This is a genomic window from Bacteroides sp. MSSM.1001136sp1_RTP21357st2_D2_RTP21359_211015, assembly GCF_040913205.1.
In the GTDB taxonomy this organism is placed as follows: domain Bacteria; phylum Bacteroidota; class Bacteroidia; order Bacteroidales; family Bacteroidaceae; genus Bacteroides; species Bacteroides ovatus.
In genome coordinates, this window is the sequence record NZ_JBDFVF010000010.1 from 43,765 (window position 1) to 59,951 (window position 16,187).

Consider the following 16,187-nt stretch of genomic DNA (forward strand, 5'->3'; position numbering starts at 1 on the left):
TTAGCATAAAAACTGTATATTTGTTTGTTGAACTATAAAAAACTTCTCACTATGGGACAAACAAAGACTACACGTAGCATCAGTGCTACCGGACTATTCTTACTTATCATGATGACTGTGGGCCTATATTCATGCACACGCACTCAAAAAGACATCATTCCTTCTGCCGATTATGCACCGTATGTAAATGCGTATACGGGAGGAGTCATCTCGCAAAATTCGACCATACGTATAGAACTGACCCACGACCAACCCATGGTGGATATGAACAATGAGTTAAAAAGCAATCCGTTCAGTTTCTCACCTTCATTAAAAGGAAAAGCATATTGGGTTAGCAACAACACCATTGAATTTGTGCCCGAAGAAGGAGCGCTGAAACCGGGAACACTTTACGAAGGAACTTTCCGGCTCGGAGACTTCATCGAAGTGGACAAAAAGCTGAAAGAGTTCAACTTCTCATTCCGTGTACAGGAACGTAACTTCACCCTGCAACTGGAATCATTGCCGATTACAGCTACCCGACCGAATGAAATAAATATTAAAGGAGAGATACGTTTCAGCGACGTAGTGAAAAAGGAAGAGGTAGAAAAGATGCTGACTGCCAGTGACGGAAAAAAGAGTTATCCGGTGGAAGTCACCGCAACCGACAATCATACCCGGTATTTGTTTAGTATCAGACAAATCCCCAGAGAAGCTGATGATTACCCCTTGACTATCACAGCCAACGGCAACGCAGCCGGCATCGACCGTAAACAAAGCGAAGAAGTACTGATACCGGCGAAAGATTGTTTCCGTTTCATGTCTGCCGAACGCATCGACCAACCGGAAAATGGAATCGAGATTGTTTTCTCCGCTCCCTTATCCACTACTCAAGATTTAAAAGGACTGATTGAGATCCCGGAAATCTCCTCATCGATCTTCCAAATCAGTGAGAACAGAGTTTTTATCTATTTCGAAGCAAACACACAGAACAAACTGACGTTGAATATCCATGAAGGAGTCAAAGACTGTCAAGGTAAAGCATTGGGAACTTCTCATACGATCTCATTCAGTGAAGTAAGTCTGAAGCCACAAGTGGAAATGTCTACTACCGCCGCTATCCTGCCCGATTCGAAAAGTCTGATTATTCCTTTCAGGGCTGTCAACCTATACGCTGTGGATTTGAGCGTGATCCGCATTTTCGAGAACAATGTATTGATGTTTATGCAAACCAATTCACTGGCCTCGGCCAATGAGCTACGCCGTTCGGGAAGACTGGTTTACAAGAAAACATTATGGCTTGCCAAAGATGCTTCCAAAGACATTCATCATTGGGGAGATTACTCGATAGACCTTGCCGGATTAATCCACCAGGAACCGGGTGCCATCTATCGTGTCATACTTTCATTTCGTCAGGAATACTCCGCTTATCCTTGTGGAGGAGGCGAGAATCAGGATATGAAATTCGCCGACAGCAGCACCTCCGACGGGCTGACCAAAGTAAGTGGAAGTGTTTTGTCCGAAGAAGATGAAGCAATCTGGAATACCCCCGAAGCCTACTATTATTACAATGGCGGAACAATGGACTGGAGTGTGTACCGATGGACGGAACGCGACAACCCCTGCCATCCGTCTTATTATATGGATTCAGACCGGGCAGCTGCCTGCAACGTTTTTGCTTCCAACCTGGGAATGATTGTAAAACGGAACTCACTGAATAAACTGTGGATTGCCGTTAGTAATATTTTGGATACAAAACCGATAGGGAAAGCACAGGTAACAGCGTATAATTTCCAATTACAACCCATAGGGAAAGGAGAAACCAATGGAGAAGGATTCGTTGAAATCACTCCGAACGGTGTGCCTTTCATTATCGTGGCAGAATCGGACAAGCAAAAAGCGTACGTCCGCGTTGTGGACGGTGAAGAACAGTCCGTCAGCAGATTCGACGTGGGAGGAAAAGATATTCAAAAGGGACTGAAAGGATTTATATATGGCGAAAGAGGAGTATGGCGCCCGGGAGACACGCTGCACATTTCCTTTATATTGGAAGACCGCGAAAAGAGAATCCCCGACAAGCATCCCGTAGCACTGGAGATTTACAATCCGAGAGGACAGTTCTACACAAAAATGATTTCAACACAAGGAATGAACGGATTCTATACATTCGACGTTCCGACACAGGCAACAGACCCGACCGGACTTTGGAATGCGTATATTAAGGTGGGAGGAACCACCTTCCACAAAGGTCTGCGTATCGAAACCATAAAGCCCAACCGCTTGAAAATAAATCTGGCATTGCCGAAGGTGCTTCAAGCCACGGACAAGAATTTCTATGCCCCACTCACTTCAACCTGGCTGACAGGAGCAACTGCCTCCAAACTGAAAGCCAAAGTAGAAATGTCTTTATCGAAAGTGAATACACAGTTTAAGAATTACGGACAATATATCTTTAACAATCCGGCTACGGATTTCACGACTATCAAAACAGATATATTTGACGGCACACTGGATGCAGAAGGAAAAGCAAATGTCATGCTGAAAGTTCCGACCGCAACGGAAGCGCCGGGTATGCTGAACGCCACTTTCACCACCCGCGTGTTCGAACCGGGAGGAGATGCCAGCATCTACACTCAAACAATTCCATTCTCACCATTCACCTCTTATGTCGGTATCAATCTGAACCAGCCAAAAGGCAAATATATTGAAACTGACAAAGATCATGTATTCGATATTGTAACTGTAAACACGCAGGGACAGTTAGTGAACAGTTCTAATCTGGAATACAAAATATACCGCATCGGCTGGAGTTGGTGGTGGGAAAACAGTGGTGAATCTTTCGGAACGTATATCAACAACAGTTCCATCACTCCTGTTGCCAGCGGCAATTTACAGACAAGAGGCGGAAAAGCATCTTTCAAATTCCGTATCGATTATCCGTCATGGGGACGCTACCTGGTTTACGTGAAAGATAAAGAGAGTGGACATGCCACCGGAGGTACAGTTTATGTTGACTGGCCGGAATGGCGGGGACGTTCGAGCAAGACTGATCCCAGCGGTATCAAGATGCTTGCTTTCTCGCTGAACAAAGATTCTTATGAAATAGGAGAAACAGCCACAGCAATCATTCCTGCAGCAGCGGGAGGACGTGCACTGGTATCCATAGAAAACGGTTCTACCGTATTACGACAAGAATGGATAGAGGTTTCCAACGGAGGAGATACGAAATATACATTCAAGATTACACCGGAGATGACTCCGAATGTATATCTGCATATCAGTCTGTTACAGCCTCACGCGCAAACAGTCAATGACCTGCCTATCCGTATGTATGGCGTCGTTCCGGTATTCGTGACTAACAGTCAGACGGTGTTGCAACCGCAGATACAGATGCCGGAAGTGTTACGCCCGGAAACCAACTTCAATGTGACCGTCAGCGAAAAGACCGGAAAACCGATGACTTATACATTAGCTATTGTAGACGACGGTTTGCTGGATCTTACCAATTTCAAAACCCCGGACCCATGGAATGATTTCTATTCACGCGAAGCACTCGGCATCCGGACATGGGATATGTATGATAATGTATTGGGAGCTTCCGCCGGAAGTTACAGTTCACTTTTCAGTACGGGTGGAGACGCCACATTAAAACCTGCCGATGCAAAAGCAAACCGCTTCAAACCGGTAGTCAAGTTTATAGGTCCTTTCTATCTGGGAAAAGGTAAGAGCCAGACGCATACGCTGAAACTTCCGATGTATGTAGGTTCGGTACGTGCCATGGTGGTTGCCGGACAAGAGGGAGCGTACGGCAATGCGGAAAAAACGGCTTTCGTGCGGACTCCGTTAATGATGTTGTCCACCTTGCCCCGTGTGCTTAGTATTCAGGAAGAAATCACCGTTCCGGTAAATATCTTTGCGATGGAAAATCAAGTGAAGAATGTAACCGTATCACTTCAGGCATCCGGTGGAGGAGTACAGATTGTAGGGGCCAACCAACAGTCGCTCAAATTTAGCCAACCGGATGACCAGCTCGTGTTCTTTACCTTAAAAACAGGTAGTAAAACAGGAAAGGCTACCATCCATCTGACAGCCAATGGTGGCGGACAACAAACTAAAGAAACCATTGAAATAGAAGTACGCAACCCGAATCCGATAGTAACCCTGCGCAACAGTCAATGGGCAGAAGCCGGACAAAGCAAAGAACTTTCATACAATCTAAGCAGTTCTTCTGCAAATAACCAGATAAAGCTGGAAGTATCACGCATACCTTCGGTTGATATCAGCCGCCGGTTCGACTTCTTATACAACTATCAGCACCATTGTACGGAACAGTTGACTTCCAAGGCTTTGCCTCTTCTGTTTGTCGGTCAATTCAAAACAATAGATAAGATAGAAGCCGAAAAGATAAAGACAAATCTACAGGAAGCTATCCGGCAGATTTATGGTCGTCAACTCCCCAATGGCGGATTTGTATATTGGCCGGGAAATGCTGTTGCCGACGAATGGATCAGTTCTTATGCAGGAATGTTCCTGACACTGGCACAAGAAAAAGGATACGCCGTTCATTCGAACGTATTGAACAAGTGGAAGCGTTTCCAACGTGCTGCCGCACAGAACTGGCGGATGCCGCAGGATGCAAGCGGCTGGCAACAATGGCAGTCGGAATTGCAACAGGCTTTCCGTTTATATACGCTTGCATTGGCAGGAGCACCGGAATATGGGGCCATGAACCGGATGAAAGAACAGGCAGGATTATCCATTCAGGCTAAATGGAGACTGGCAGCAACCTATGCACTGACCGGAAAGATGAAACCGGCTGAAGAACTGGTGTATAATGCGGAAACAACAGTAAGCCCCTACTCTTCCATGAATCAGATTTACGGTTCCTCCGACCGTGATGAAGCTATGATTCTGGAAACACTGATCCTGATGAACCGGGAACGGGATGCTTTACAGCAGGCAAAAGTCGTTTCAAAGAATCTGTCACAAGAGGAGTGGTTCAGTACACAATCCACCGCTTTTGCTCTTATGGCAATGGGACGTCTGGCTGAAAAGCTGTCAGGCACATTGGATTTCGTATGGACATGGAACGACAAACAACAACCTGCCGTGAAATCGGCTAAAGCTGTGTTTGAAAAGGAAATCGCCACCACTCCCAAATCCGGTATGATTGCTGTGAAGAATCAAGGAAAAGGAGCGCTTAGCGTAGACCTTATCACACGCACACAGTTGTTGAACGATACATTACCGGCCATCAGCGACAATCTTCGCATGGATATAAGATATGCCAACCTGAACGGTACACCGATCTCTGTCAATGATATTATACAGGGAACTGACTTTATGGCTATCACCTCCATATCCAATATTAGCGGAACTTCCGATTACACCAATCTGGCACTGACGCATATCATACCGTCCGGTTGGGAAATATACAACGAAAGAATGGTTGCCCCCGAAACGGAAAGCGGAGCAGCCGACGGTTCCGGTAAATCCGTCAGCAAATATAATTATCTGGATATACGCGATGACAGGGTATTAACTTATTTCAATTTGCGTCGTGGTGAAACAAAAGTATTCACTGTCAGACTGCAAGCGACTTATGCAGGTAACTTTATTCTTCCTGCCGTTCAATGTGAAGCAATGTATGATGTAAACGTACAGGCACGCAGCAAAGCGGGAAGAACAACTGTCAGTCGATAGCTTTTAACATTTAAATGAATCCTATATATAAATTCTTCAAACGATTATCTGTTACTAAGAAAGTAATGACAATAAGCATTGCTCTTTTGATGATAGGATACATCTTTTGCCTTCCCCGGCAACTGTTTCATGTACCCTACTCCACCGTTGTGACTGATCGAAACGAAGAATTACTGGGAGCACGTATCGCTTCGGATGGTCAATGGCGGTTTCCTCCCCGAAAGACAACACCTGAAAAAATCAAGCAATGTCTTATTACCTTCGAAGATAAACACTTTTACCACCATTGGGGAGTTAATCCGCTATCTACCGGAAGAGCACTCTATCAGAATTTAAAGAATAAACGTGTTGTAAGCGGAGGCAGTACCCTTACCATGCAGACCATCCGTCTCGCCCGGAACAAACCCAGAACTATCGGAGAGAAAGTCATCGAAATGATCTGGGCTACCCGTTTGGAGTTTCGGACTTCCAAAGAGGAAATCTTATCCATGTATGTCTCCCATGCACCATTCGGAGGAAATGTAGTAGGACTGGATGCTGCTGCCTGGCGCTACTTCGGTCATTCTGCCGAAGATTTATCATGGGCGGAATCAGCCATGCTGGCCGTCCTGCCCAATGCCCCCGCCATGATTCATCTATCCAAAGGACGAAAAACACTACTTTCCAAACGCAACCGTTTATTGAAACAACTTTTTGAAGAAGAGATTATTGATGCGTCCACCTATGAATTGGCTATCAGCGAACCGTTACCCGACGAACCACATCCTCTTCCTCAAATAGCCCCCCACCTGGTTACCCGCTTTTATCAAGAAAGAAACGGATTATATACCCGCTCAACCATCGATAAAGGAATACAAACCCATATAGAGAGTTTGGCGGAACGGTGGAGCAATGAATTTAATCGAAGTGATATCCGTAACCTGGCTATCCTAATTATAGACATTCCCACCAATCAAGTGGTAGCATACTGCGGAAATGTACATTTCGACCGTAAGCAAGGGGGGAATCAAGTAGACGTGATTCAAGCTCCCAGAAGTACAGGCAGTATTTTAAAACCCTTTCTCTATGGTGCCATGCTACAGGAGGGAAGTCTATTACCGCAAATGCTGTTACCGGACGTACCCGTTAATATCAACGGCTTTACTCCACAAAACTTCAGCCTGCAGTTTGAAGGAGCCGTCCCCGCTTCCGAAGCTCTTGCCCGCTCATTGAATATCCCGGCTGTCACCATGTTACAAAGATATGGAGTACCCAAATTTCATCACATGCTGCAACAAATGGGGTTCAAGACTATCAACCGATCAGCCTCCCATTATGGATTATCACTCATTTTAGGAGGTGCCGAAGCTACTTTATGGGATGTGACGAATGCTTATGCACAAATGGGACGAAGCCTCTCCAACAGTCATTCCAACGACCTTCCCCAAGAAAAGGAAGTGCAGATACTACTGGGAACAGAAGAAAAGACAGTTTCGGAAAGAGATGGTTCAAGAAAAGTTACTTCAGGAAAGACCATTTCAAGAAAAACAACTTCGAGAAAGGATATATCAGAAGGAGTTATTTCAGAAGGAGTCATTTCGGCAGGAGCGGCCTGGCTCACCCTTTCCGCCTTAACAGAAGTCAACCGCCCTGAAGAAATTGACTGGAAATCAATCCCCTCGATGCAGACTATCGCATGGAAGACCGGAACGAGTTACGGATTCCGTGATGCCTGGGCCGTTGGCGTGACTCCCCGCTATGCAGTAGGCGTATGGGTAGGAAATGCAACCGGAGAAGGAAAACCCGGATTGGTCGGTGCACAGACAGCCGGTCCCGTATTATTCGATATATTCAATTATCTCCCATCTTCACCCTGGTTTGAACGTCCCACAGGAATTTTTGTTGATGCAGAGATATGCCGTCAATCCGGTCATCTGAAAGGACGTTTCTGTGAAGAAACCGACACCGTACTGATCCTTCCCGTCGGATTACGGACAGAGGCTTGTCCTTACCATCATCTCGTCACACTATCCGCCGACGAAAGCCACCGCATCTATGAAAACTGTGCAAACACGGAACCTACCATTCAGAAATCATGGTTTGCCCTGCCGCCCGTATGGGAATGGTACTATAAACAACACCATCCGGAATATAAACCGCTGCCACCTTTCAAAGCCGGCTGCGGAGAAGATTCTTTCCAACCCATGCAGTTCATCTACCCTCCGATGAACGCCCACATCAAGCTGCCCAAGCAACTGGATGGCAGCAAAGGCTTTATCACGGTGGAACTGGCACACAGCAATCCCAATGCCACTATCTTCTGGCATCTCGACGACACCTATCAGACACAGACACAGGATTTCCACAAAATTTCCCTGCAACCTGCTCCCGGCAAACATTCCCTGACGGCAGTAGACGGAGAAGGCAACACAGTTTCCACCACTTTCTTTATCGAATAAACATCTTATTTTATTATCTTTGCCGCATGAAACAGCCATTAAAAGAAAACGGTGGACTACCGGCATCTATCCTCTGGACACTTGCTATTGTGGCCGGTGTCTCGGTAGCCAACATCTATTATATTCAACCTCTATTAAATATGATACGCCATGAACTTGGCATATCAGAGTTCAGAACTAACCTGATTGCCATGGTCACGCAAATAGGCTATGCGGCAGGATTGTTGTTTATCACCCCTCTGGGAGATTTATATCAGCGTAAGAAAATCATCCTGGTCAACTTCACCGTTCTGATATTCTCTCTATTGACTATCGCCCTGACGCACTATTTTCATTTGATACTTATCGCTTCATTCCTCACGGGAGTTTGTTCGATGATTCCACAAATATTCATTCCGATAGCCGCCCAGTTCTCCCGTCCGGAAAATAAAGGCAGAAATGTAGGGATTGTCTTATCAGGACTATTGACCGGCATTCTGGCTTCACGTGTCGTCAGCGGATTTATCGGTGAACTGATTGGCTGGCGGGAAATGTATCACATCGCTGCAGGCATGATGTTTATCTGCGCAATCGTTGTATTAAAAGTCCTTCCTGACATTCAGACCAACTTTCAGGGAAAGTATAGCGGCCTGATGAAATCTCTGTTAGCCTTAGTGAAAGAATACCCGCAACTGCGCATTTATTCGATCCGGGCGGCACTGAATTTCGGTTCCCTCCTCGCCATGTGGTCCTGTCTGGCTTTTAAAATGGGACAAGCCCCGTTCTTCGCCAACAGCGACGTAATCGGTATGCTAGGACTTTGCGGAGTGGCCGGAGCATTGACTGCTTCTTTCGTAGGAAGATACGTAAAGCAAGTAGGTGTACGCCGCTTTAACTTTATCGGTTGCGGATTGATTCTCTTTGCCTGGTTACTGTTCTTCATCGGTGAAAACACTTTTATTGGTATCATTGCCGGAATCATCATCATTGACATAGGGATGCAATGTATCCAACTTAGCAACCAAACAAGTATCTTCGAACTAGACCCGCGCGCTTCGAACCGTATCAATACAGTTTTCATGACTACTTACTTTATTGGCGGTTCAATGGGAACATTTCTGGCGGGCAGCTTTTGGCAACTGTATGGTTGGCACGGAGTTATCGGTACCGGAGTCGTTTTAACCGGAATTTCTTTATTAATTACGACTTTCTACAAGAAGTGAGTCAACAAAACAGACGGTCAAACCGTTTATTACAATAAAAAAGCCAATGAAATACGGAGTTAACAGACAAATCTTACTTATCACAGCCGGCACCGTCTGGATTATAGCCGGTGCCAATATTCTGCGAATAGGAATTGTAACCTGGTTAAACACCTCCCAAGATTGGATGTTCAAAATAGGAGAAGCTACCGTCGTTTTCTTGTTATTCTTCGTTCTGGTGTTCAGAAGGCTTTATTATAAACATACCCAGCGAATCGAACAAAAGAAAGAACACAGAAATTGCCCGTTCTCCTTTTTCGATGTGAAAAGTTGGATTACAATGATCTTCATGATTTCTCTGGGAATTACCATACGTAGCTTCCATCTTCTGCCCGAAACGTTCATTTCTGTTTTCTATACCGGATTATCCATTGCCCTCATCCTGACAGGGGTACTTTTCATCCGTTACTGGTGGATAAGGCGTAAGACTTTCGCTAATTGAGCCGGTCTTATACATATTCCAATCAAATACAAACTTATAATAATTTTTATTGCCTGACGTTTTGAAGCAAAAGATTTCATTCTTTTTTGTTGTATCTTTGCGCGGCTATAAACAAAACAGTAGCCGGAAAACAAATAAAAGGTTATAAGAATCAACATGAAGAAAGCCCCCTCTCCCATTGTATCATTGATACCGATCATTGTACTGGTGTTATTATTGTTTGCCACTATCCGCACATTTGGCAGTGATGCCCTAAGCGGCGGAAGCCAAGTGTCACTACTCACCACTACAGCTATTTGTATCCTTATCGGTATGGTGTTCTATAAAATTCCCTGGAAAGATTATGAGCTCGCCATCACCAACAATATTGCCGGAGTGGCAACAGCCATTATTATTCTATTGATAATCGGTGCGTTGAGCGGGATCTGGGTGATTAGTGGAGTAGTGCCTACGCTAATCTACTACGGGATGCAAATTATCCATCCCAGTTTCTTCCTGGCATCTACCTGCATCATCTGCGCATTGATTTCCGTTATGACCGGAAGTTCGTGGACTACCATTGCTACCATCGGTATCGCCCTGATGGGTATCGGAAAGGCGCAAGGTTTTGAAGACGGTTGGATTGCCGGAGCCATTATTTCAGGAGCATACTTCGGAGATAAAATATCTCCTTTATCCGAAACCACCATCCTGGCCTCTTCTATCACAGACACTCCCTTGTTCCGTCACATCCGTTATATGATGATTACTACGGTTCCATCTCTTGTCATTACGCTAATTATTTTCACCGTAGCAGGATTCTCTCATGATGCCAACAATACACAACACATCGCAGAAGTGGCAACAGCTCTGAATGAAAAGTTTCATATCACTCCGTGGCTACTGATAGTTCCCGTAGCAACCGGGATATTGATAGCGAAGAAAGTGCCGTCTATCGTTACGCTGTTCCTGTCTACCCTGCTGGCTGCTGTTTTTGCTTTGATCTTTCAGCCGGATTTGTTGGAAGAAATTTCAGGAATTGCCGCTTCCGGATTCGATTCACTGTTTAAAGGACTAATGATGACTATCTACGGAGAGACAAATTTACACACGGATAATGCCGTTCTGACAGATTTAATTGCCACACGTGGCATGTCAGGAATGATGAATACGATTTGGTTGATACTATGTGCCATGTGTTTCGGCGGAGCAATGACAGCAAGCGGCATGGTGGGAAGTATCACTTCCATCTTTGTGCGCTTTATGAAGAAAACAGTCAGCGTGGTCAGTGCGACGGTTTGTTCCGGTCTGTTTCTTAATCTGACCACTGCCGATCAATATATCAGTATTATTCTGACGGGAAATATGTTTCGCGATATTTATGCCAAGAAAGGGTATGAAAGTTGCTTACTAAGCCGTACCACGGAAGATGCAGTAACCGTTACATCCGTATTGATCCCGTGGAACAGCTGTGGAATGACTCAAGCCACCATCTTGAGTGTACCCACACTTGTGTATCTCCCTTATTGTTTTTTCAACATTATCAGTCCTTTAATGAGTATCACCGTGGCAGCCATCGGATATAAAATTGCACGACGTTCGTGAACAATCTGGCATACACTTTGTTTTTGCAATAAACGAACAACATATTAAACCTAAACAAAAAAAAGTTATGAAAAAGTTTATTGCATTAGTAGCATTAGTATTAGTGAGTGCAAGCACAATGATGTATGCACAAGAAAGTAACGCAGCAGCACGCCGCGCAGAAAGAAAAGCTCAAAGAGATGCAGAGAGAGCGAAACTCCGTGCCGAAGAAGAGGTGCAGGACATGGCAGCCTATCAACAAGCTGTACAGGCTTTGAAAAACAAGCAATTTGTATTGGAAGCTAATCAGGTTGTCTTCCGCAACGGTATGAGTGCTTTTGTTACTTCAAACACCAACTTCGTCCTGATGAACGGCAACAGAGCTACCGTACAGACTGCTTTCAACACTCCTTACCCAGGTCCTAACGGAATCGGTGGTGTGACAGTAGATGGTAATTCTTCGGATATGAAGATGAATATCGACAAAAAAGGAAATGTGAACTGTTCATTCAGTGTTCAGGGTATCGGCATCTCCGCTCAAGTATTTATTAATATGAGCAGTGGAAACAATACAGCTTCGGTTAGTATCAGCCCGAACTTCAGCAACAACAACCTGACATTGAACGGAAATATCGTTCCGCTTGACCAGTCAAATATCTTCAAGGGACGTTCCTGGTAATCCGGATACAAGAATCTTATCATAACTCCGCTACAAATCGCGCAAAATGCGTACATTTGTAGCGGAGTTTTTTTATTCAGTATGGCTTATGAGAGAATTTATCATTGCAGACAATCAGGATATCAGTAAGGCGGGAATGATGTTTCTGCTAAATAAACAGAAGGAAGTATCCCTCCTTTTAGAAGCTGATAGTAAGGCTGAACTGATTCAGCAGTTACGATTGCATCCGCAAGCGGTGATTGTACTGGATTATACATTGTTCAATTTTGCCGGGGCGGATGAGTTGATTGTCTTGCAGGAAAGATTCAAGGAAGCCGACTGGATTCTATTCTCTGATGAACTAAGCCTGAACTTTCTCCGTCAGGTATTATTCAGCAGCATGGCTTTCGGAGTAGTGATGAAAGATAACTCAAAAGAAGAAATCATGACTGCCATTCAATGCGCCACCCGCAAACAACGGTATATTTGCAACCATGTCAGCAATCTGCTGCTTTCGGGAGCTTCTTCTCCGCTGGCAATGTCAAGCATGGACGACCATTTGCTGACGCAGACAGAAAAGAATATCCTAAAAGAAATTGCATTAGGGAAAACGACGAAAGAGATTGCTGCAGAGAAAAATCTTAGTTTCCATACGATCAACAGCCATCGTAAGAATATCTTTCGCAAATTGGGGGTGAATAATGTGCACGAGGCTACTAAATATGCGATGAGGGCAGGAATTGTGGATTTAGCGGAATACTACATCTAAAAAAACTTCTTTCTACTTCAACTTATAATTCATCAAGCAATTCAAAAGCATCCTTTAATTTCAGCTTGCCATCTATGGAAAGTTTAACTTCTTTCAGTCTAGCGTCAATTCCCGCAATAAGTTCTTCTTTACTAATAAATTCCGGTTCTTTTTTGAGACGTTTCAGATAAGTCTTCATTCATTTGAGCTTTTTCTCATCATTCAAGCTCAGGAGTTCCTCACCAAGTCCATTTTCAGACTTTTCAATTCCATCGTTGTCATAAGCAATCCTCCTTTATTTATTATTCTGCGAAACAAAAGTAGTGAAAATTATCCTGATTATCGAATCCTCACCTTTCAAAATAAACTATTTAACAGATGATTTCTCCGCTTCCCACGCAAACTTTCGCCTCTTCATCATAAATCACCCCAAACTGTCCCGGAGCAATGCCTTGTAGCTTTTCAGAGGACAAAATATAAAATTGCTTCTCCCCTTCCTGTATCAGTTTTCCTTTGGTAAAGTCGGGAGTGTGGCGAATCTTGAAAGTGATGTCTATCTCCTTCTCCTGCCCTTTCCAGGGATTATCAGTAATGAAATGGAAATCATGCATCCGGAACTCATTGCCGTACTGTGTTTCCACACCGTAGCCACGAGATACATAGATGGTATTTTCCTCAATACCCTTCTTGACTACAAACCAGGGACCACCACTCAATCCGAGCCCTTTACGTTGGCCGATTGTGTGAAACCAATAGCCGCGATGTGTACCCAATTTCTTTCCGGTTTCCAATTCAATAATCGCCCCTTCCTTTTCTCCTAAAAAGCGACGGACAAAATCATTGTAGTTTATCTTTCCGAGAAAACAGATACCCTGACTATCTTTCCTTCTGGCACTCGGCAATCCGGCTTTATTGGCAATCTCACGTACTTCCTGTTTCATCAAACCTCCAATGGGAAACATGAGTTTGGAAACTTGCAGATAATCAATCTGTGCAAGAAAGTCTGTCTGGTCTTTCACAGGGTCTTTCGCTGTACCCAACCAAGTTTTACCGTTGCGTTGCAAGGTGGTGGCATAATGACCGGTTGCCGTAAAGTCGAAGTCTTTCCCGACTCGCTGTTCAAAGCAGCCGAATTTGATAAGCTTATTACACATCACATCCGGATTAGGCGTCAGTCCCTGCCGGATTTTATCAATGGCATAGGCTGCCACATTCTCCCAATACTCCTGATGCAAATCCACCACCTCCAAAGACAGACCGTACTTACGTGCCGTAGCAGTAGATAATTCAATATCTTCCTCTGCCGAACAGTCCATATATTCCGCTCCGTCCATGCCTATTTTAATATAAAAAAGAGTGGGCTTATATCCTTGCTCACAAAGGAGATGTACAACAACCGAACTGTCGACACCTCCCGATAATAATGCAGCTATATCCATGAATAATGATTTGTCTATTAATAACGTTCTATATGTAAGCTAATACCTATTAAAAATTTCTATGCTACAAAGATAAGGCAAGAATCTCTAACAGCCAATCACATATTGAAGGCATTTTTATACCATAAATGTGGTAGATAAGCAAAGTATTTCCTACATTTGCACAGTAAAAAGCTTTTTATGATGACGAAATTAAGAAAGATAATCCTCATACCTGCCCTGATCCTCGTATCTATCAGTGGTTTCTTCTCCTGTGGCGTCGACCGCTGGCCGGAGTATGCCCATCAAACTGCACTGGATACATGGATGTACGACATCATGCAACAGAACTATCTGTGGTATCAAGATCTACCTTCCTACGATGATGTGAATCTGTTTTTGGAACCTGCCTCGTTCTTATCTAAAGTGAAATCAAAAAACGACAGTTATTCGTTTGTGGATTCTGTGATGGAAACTCCCCTACCTACCTATGGATTTGATTATTCACTAGTTCGAAGTGCGGATATTGATACAGCTTATAATGCGTTAATTACTTACGTCATTCCCGGTTCACCGGCAGAAGCGGCCGGATTGGAACGTGGAAACTGGATTATGAAAGTCGATACTTCTTACATCAGCAAGAAATACGAGACTCAATTGCTACAGGGAACCAAAGCCCGGGATTTGGTGATGGGTGAATGGAAAAAAGTTCCTGTGACAGAAGAGGAAGATCAAACAAACGTTGATACGGAAGAAGGAGGAGAAGGAGAAACAGAATATGTGTACAAAGTAGTACCTAACGGCAAAACCCTAAAACTACCTGCGGCACGATCCGTTGAAGATAATCCGGTACATAAGTATACAGTACTGCCAGCAGAAGAGAATGGCCAAAAAATCAAAGTAGGGTATCTCATGTACAGTAGTTTCACAGCCGGCACCAACAGTGATCCGGACAAGTACAATAACGAACTGCGACAAATTTCACAAGAATTCAAGACAGCAGGCGTAAAATATGTTATACTTGACTTACGTTATAACGCCGGTGGTTCATTGGATTGCGTTCAGCTATTAGGTACAATTTTGACTTCAGAAGTACGATTAAATAAGCCGATGGCCTATCTGGAGTATAATAATAAAAACAGGGACAAGGATGCCACCATCAACTTTGATAGTGAAATATTAAAGAGCGGTGTTAATTTAGACCTGCCCGGTCTGTTTGCTATCACAAGCAGTACAACAGCTGGAGCACCGGAAATGTTAATCAGAAGTCTCTTCCTGAAAGACAACTATCCTGTCGTAACCATCGGTGGTGTCACAAAAGGACAAAACGTAGCAACAGAACAATTCATTAATGAAGAATTTCTGTGGTCAGTCAACCCGGTAGTATGTACTGTTTATGATTCCAATCACGATGCCGGAGGAGCTATCTCACCTGCAACAGATCTTAAAATCAGTGAAACGACCATTGATGGAGTTACTAATTACAGTGAGTTTCTGCCATTCGGTGACCCAAATGAAAGATTATTAAAAGTAGCCATCGGTGTTATAGAAGGCACTTATCCCCCGGAAAAAGAAGAAGATACAACTACAAAAGCACAATTCAAGATTGAGAAAAGTGTTATTAGTCCCGCAAGTAGGCGGTTTGTCGGTGGTGGCGGTCTAAAGATTAAATAGAAACAAAGCAAGAACCAAATAGAATGAAAAGAAGTGCTCCCCAAAAGTTTCTTATATAACTTTTGGGGAGCACTTCTTTTCGTTTTTCACCACACTTCTTGTCAATAGCAGATTTACGCATCATTAACAAAAGAATCCCATTATTCCACCTTTTCAAAACAGACCGTCTGATTCTACTAAACAAAGCGTTGGTTTACATCTAACAAAGCATCGGTTTACACTTAACCAAGCGTATGATTTACTCAGATAAAACACCTGATTTCCCATCCCCCGGCAGCTAAAGTGTCTTTACACCCGGGCTTACAACCGCTACAAGCCGGGGT

At 44.0% G+C, this 16,187-nt stretch carries 10 protein-coding genes; 8 read left to right on the forward strand and 2 right to left on the reverse strand.

Annotation, left to right across the window (positions count from 1 at the left end):
* Nucleotides 1-51: 51 nt before the first annotated feature.
* The 7 genes from AB5217_RS08660 (at nucleotide 52) to AB5217_RS08690 (ending at nucleotide 12,793) form a co-directional block, all read left to right on the forward strand.
* Entirely contained in the window at nucleotides 52-5,682 is a 5,631-nt protein-coding gene (locus tag AB5217_RS08660; protein ID WP_032845209.1) for an alpha-2-macroglobulin family protein, read from the forward strand.
* Nucleotides 5,683-5,696: 14 nt separating this feature from the next.
* Nucleotides 5,697-8,120 carry a penicillin-binding protein 1C gene (gene pbpC, locus AB5217_RS08665; RefSeq protein ID WP_004296950.1) on the forward strand — a complete coding sequence of 808 codons (2,424 nt, stop codon included), beginning with the start codon at nucleotides 5,697-5,699 and terminating at the stop codon, nucleotides 8,118-8,120.
* Nucleotides 8,121-8,146: 26 nt separating this feature from the next.
* On the forward strand, nucleotides 8,147-9,322 hold the full coding sequence (locus AB5217_RS08670; protein ID WP_004296951.1) for an MFS transporter: 1,176 nt from the start codon (nucleotides 8,147-8,149) through the stop codon (nucleotides 9,320-9,322).
* 46 nt (nucleotides 9,323-9,368) lie between these two features.
* Complete coding sequence (locus tag AB5217_RS08675) at nucleotides 9,369-9,803, forward strand: hypothetical protein (RefSeq protein ID WP_004296952.1); 435 nt, start codon at nucleotides 9,369-9,371, stop codon at nucleotides 9,801-9,803.
* A gap of 156 nt (nucleotides 9,804-9,959) precedes the next feature.
* The gene (gene nhaC, locus AB5217_RS08680; protein WP_368112778.1) at nucleotides 9,960-11,387 is read left to right on the forward strand and encodes a Na+/H+ antiporter NhaC; all 1,428 of its coding nucleotides are present in this window, start codon (nucleotides 9,960-9,962) and stop codon (nucleotides 11,385-11,387) included.
* Nucleotides 11,388-11,454: 67 nt separating this feature from the next.
* The gene (locus tag AB5217_RS08685; RefSeq protein WP_004305931.1) at nucleotides 11,455-12,045 is read left to right on the forward strand and encodes a DUF4251 domain-containing protein; all 591 of its coding nucleotides are present in this window, start codon (nucleotides 11,455-11,457) and stop codon (nucleotides 12,043-12,045) included.
* Nucleotides 12,046-12,133: 88 nt separating this feature from the next.
* On the forward strand, nucleotides 12,134-12,793 hold the full coding sequence (locus AB5217_RS08690; RefSeq protein WP_032845216.1) for a response regulator transcription factor: 660 nt from the start codon (nucleotides 12,134-12,136) through the stop codon (nucleotides 12,791-12,793).
* Between the two features lie 22 nt (nucleotides 12,794-12,815).
* Here AB5217_RS08690 and AB5217_RS08695 read toward each other — a convergent pair whose 3' ends face one another.
* Both AB5217_RS08695 and mnmA read right to left on the reverse strand, forming a co-directional pair.
* The gene (locus tag AB5217_RS08695) at nucleotides 12,816-12,971 is read right to left on the reverse strand and encodes a hypothetical protein (RefSeq protein ID WP_229115770.1); all 156 of its coding nucleotides are present in this window, start codon (nucleotides 12,969-12,971) and stop codon (nucleotides 12,816-12,818) included.
* A gap of 172 nt (nucleotides 12,972-13,143) precedes the next feature.
* Nucleotides 13,144-14,211, reverse strand: a complete 1,068-nt coding sequence (gene mnmA / locus AB5217_RS08700; protein WP_032845211.1) for a tRNA 2-thiouridine(34) synthase MnmA — start codon at nucleotides 14,209-14,211, stop codon at nucleotides 13,144-13,146.
* Nucleotides 14,212-14,391: 180 nt separating this feature from the next.
* On the opposite strand from mnmA, the gene AB5217_RS08705 reads away from it, so the two are divergent.
* Entirely contained in the window at nucleotides 14,392-15,864 is a 1,473-nt protein-coding gene (locus tag AB5217_RS08705) for a S41 family peptidase (RefSeq protein ID WP_032845212.1), read from the forward strand.
* Nucleotides 15,865-16,187 lie beyond the last annotated feature (323 nt).

What these genes read in the sequence shown, in the direction of transcription:
- mnmA (WP_032845211.1), bottom strand. Translation starts at nt 14,211, where the DNA reads ATGGATATAGCTGCATTATTATCGGGAGGTGTCGACAGTTCGGTTGTT.
- AB5217_RS08685 (WP_004305931.1), top strand. Translation starts at nt 11,455, where the DNA reads ATGAAAAAGTTTATTGCATTAGTAGCATTAGTATTAGTGAGTGCAAGC.
- AB5217_RS08705 (WP_032845212.1), top strand. Translation starts at nt 14,392, where the DNA reads ATGATGACGAAATTAAGAAAGATAATCCTCATACCTGCCCTGATCCTC.
- pbpC (WP_004296950.1), top strand. Translation starts at nt 5,697, where the DNA reads ATGAATCCTATATATAAATTCTTCAAACGATTATCTGTTACTAAGAAA.
- AB5217_RS08675 (WP_004296952.1), top strand. Translation starts at nt 9,369, where the DNA reads ATGAAATACGGAGTTAACAGACAAATCTTACTTATCACAGCCGGCACC.
- AB5217_RS08690 (WP_032845216.1), top strand. Translation starts at nt 12,134, where the DNA reads ATGAGAGAATTTATCATTGCAGACAATCAGGATATCAGTAAGGCGGGA.
- AB5217_RS08660 (WP_032845209.1), top strand. Translation starts at nt 52, where the DNA reads ATGGGACAAACAAAGACTACACGTAGCATCAGTGCTACCGGACTATTC.
- AB5217_RS08695 (WP_229115770.1), bottom strand. Translation starts at nt 12,971, where the DNA reads ATGAAGACTTATCTGAAACGTCTCAAAAAAGAACCGGAATTTATTAGT.
- nhaC (WP_368112778.1), top strand. Translation starts at nt 9,960, where the DNA reads ATGAAGAAAGCCCCCTCTCCCATTGTATCATTGATACCGATCATTGTA.
- AB5217_RS08670 (WP_004296951.1), top strand. Translation starts at nt 8,147, where the DNA reads ATGAAACAGCCATTAAAAGAAAACGGTGGACTACCGGCATCTATCCTC.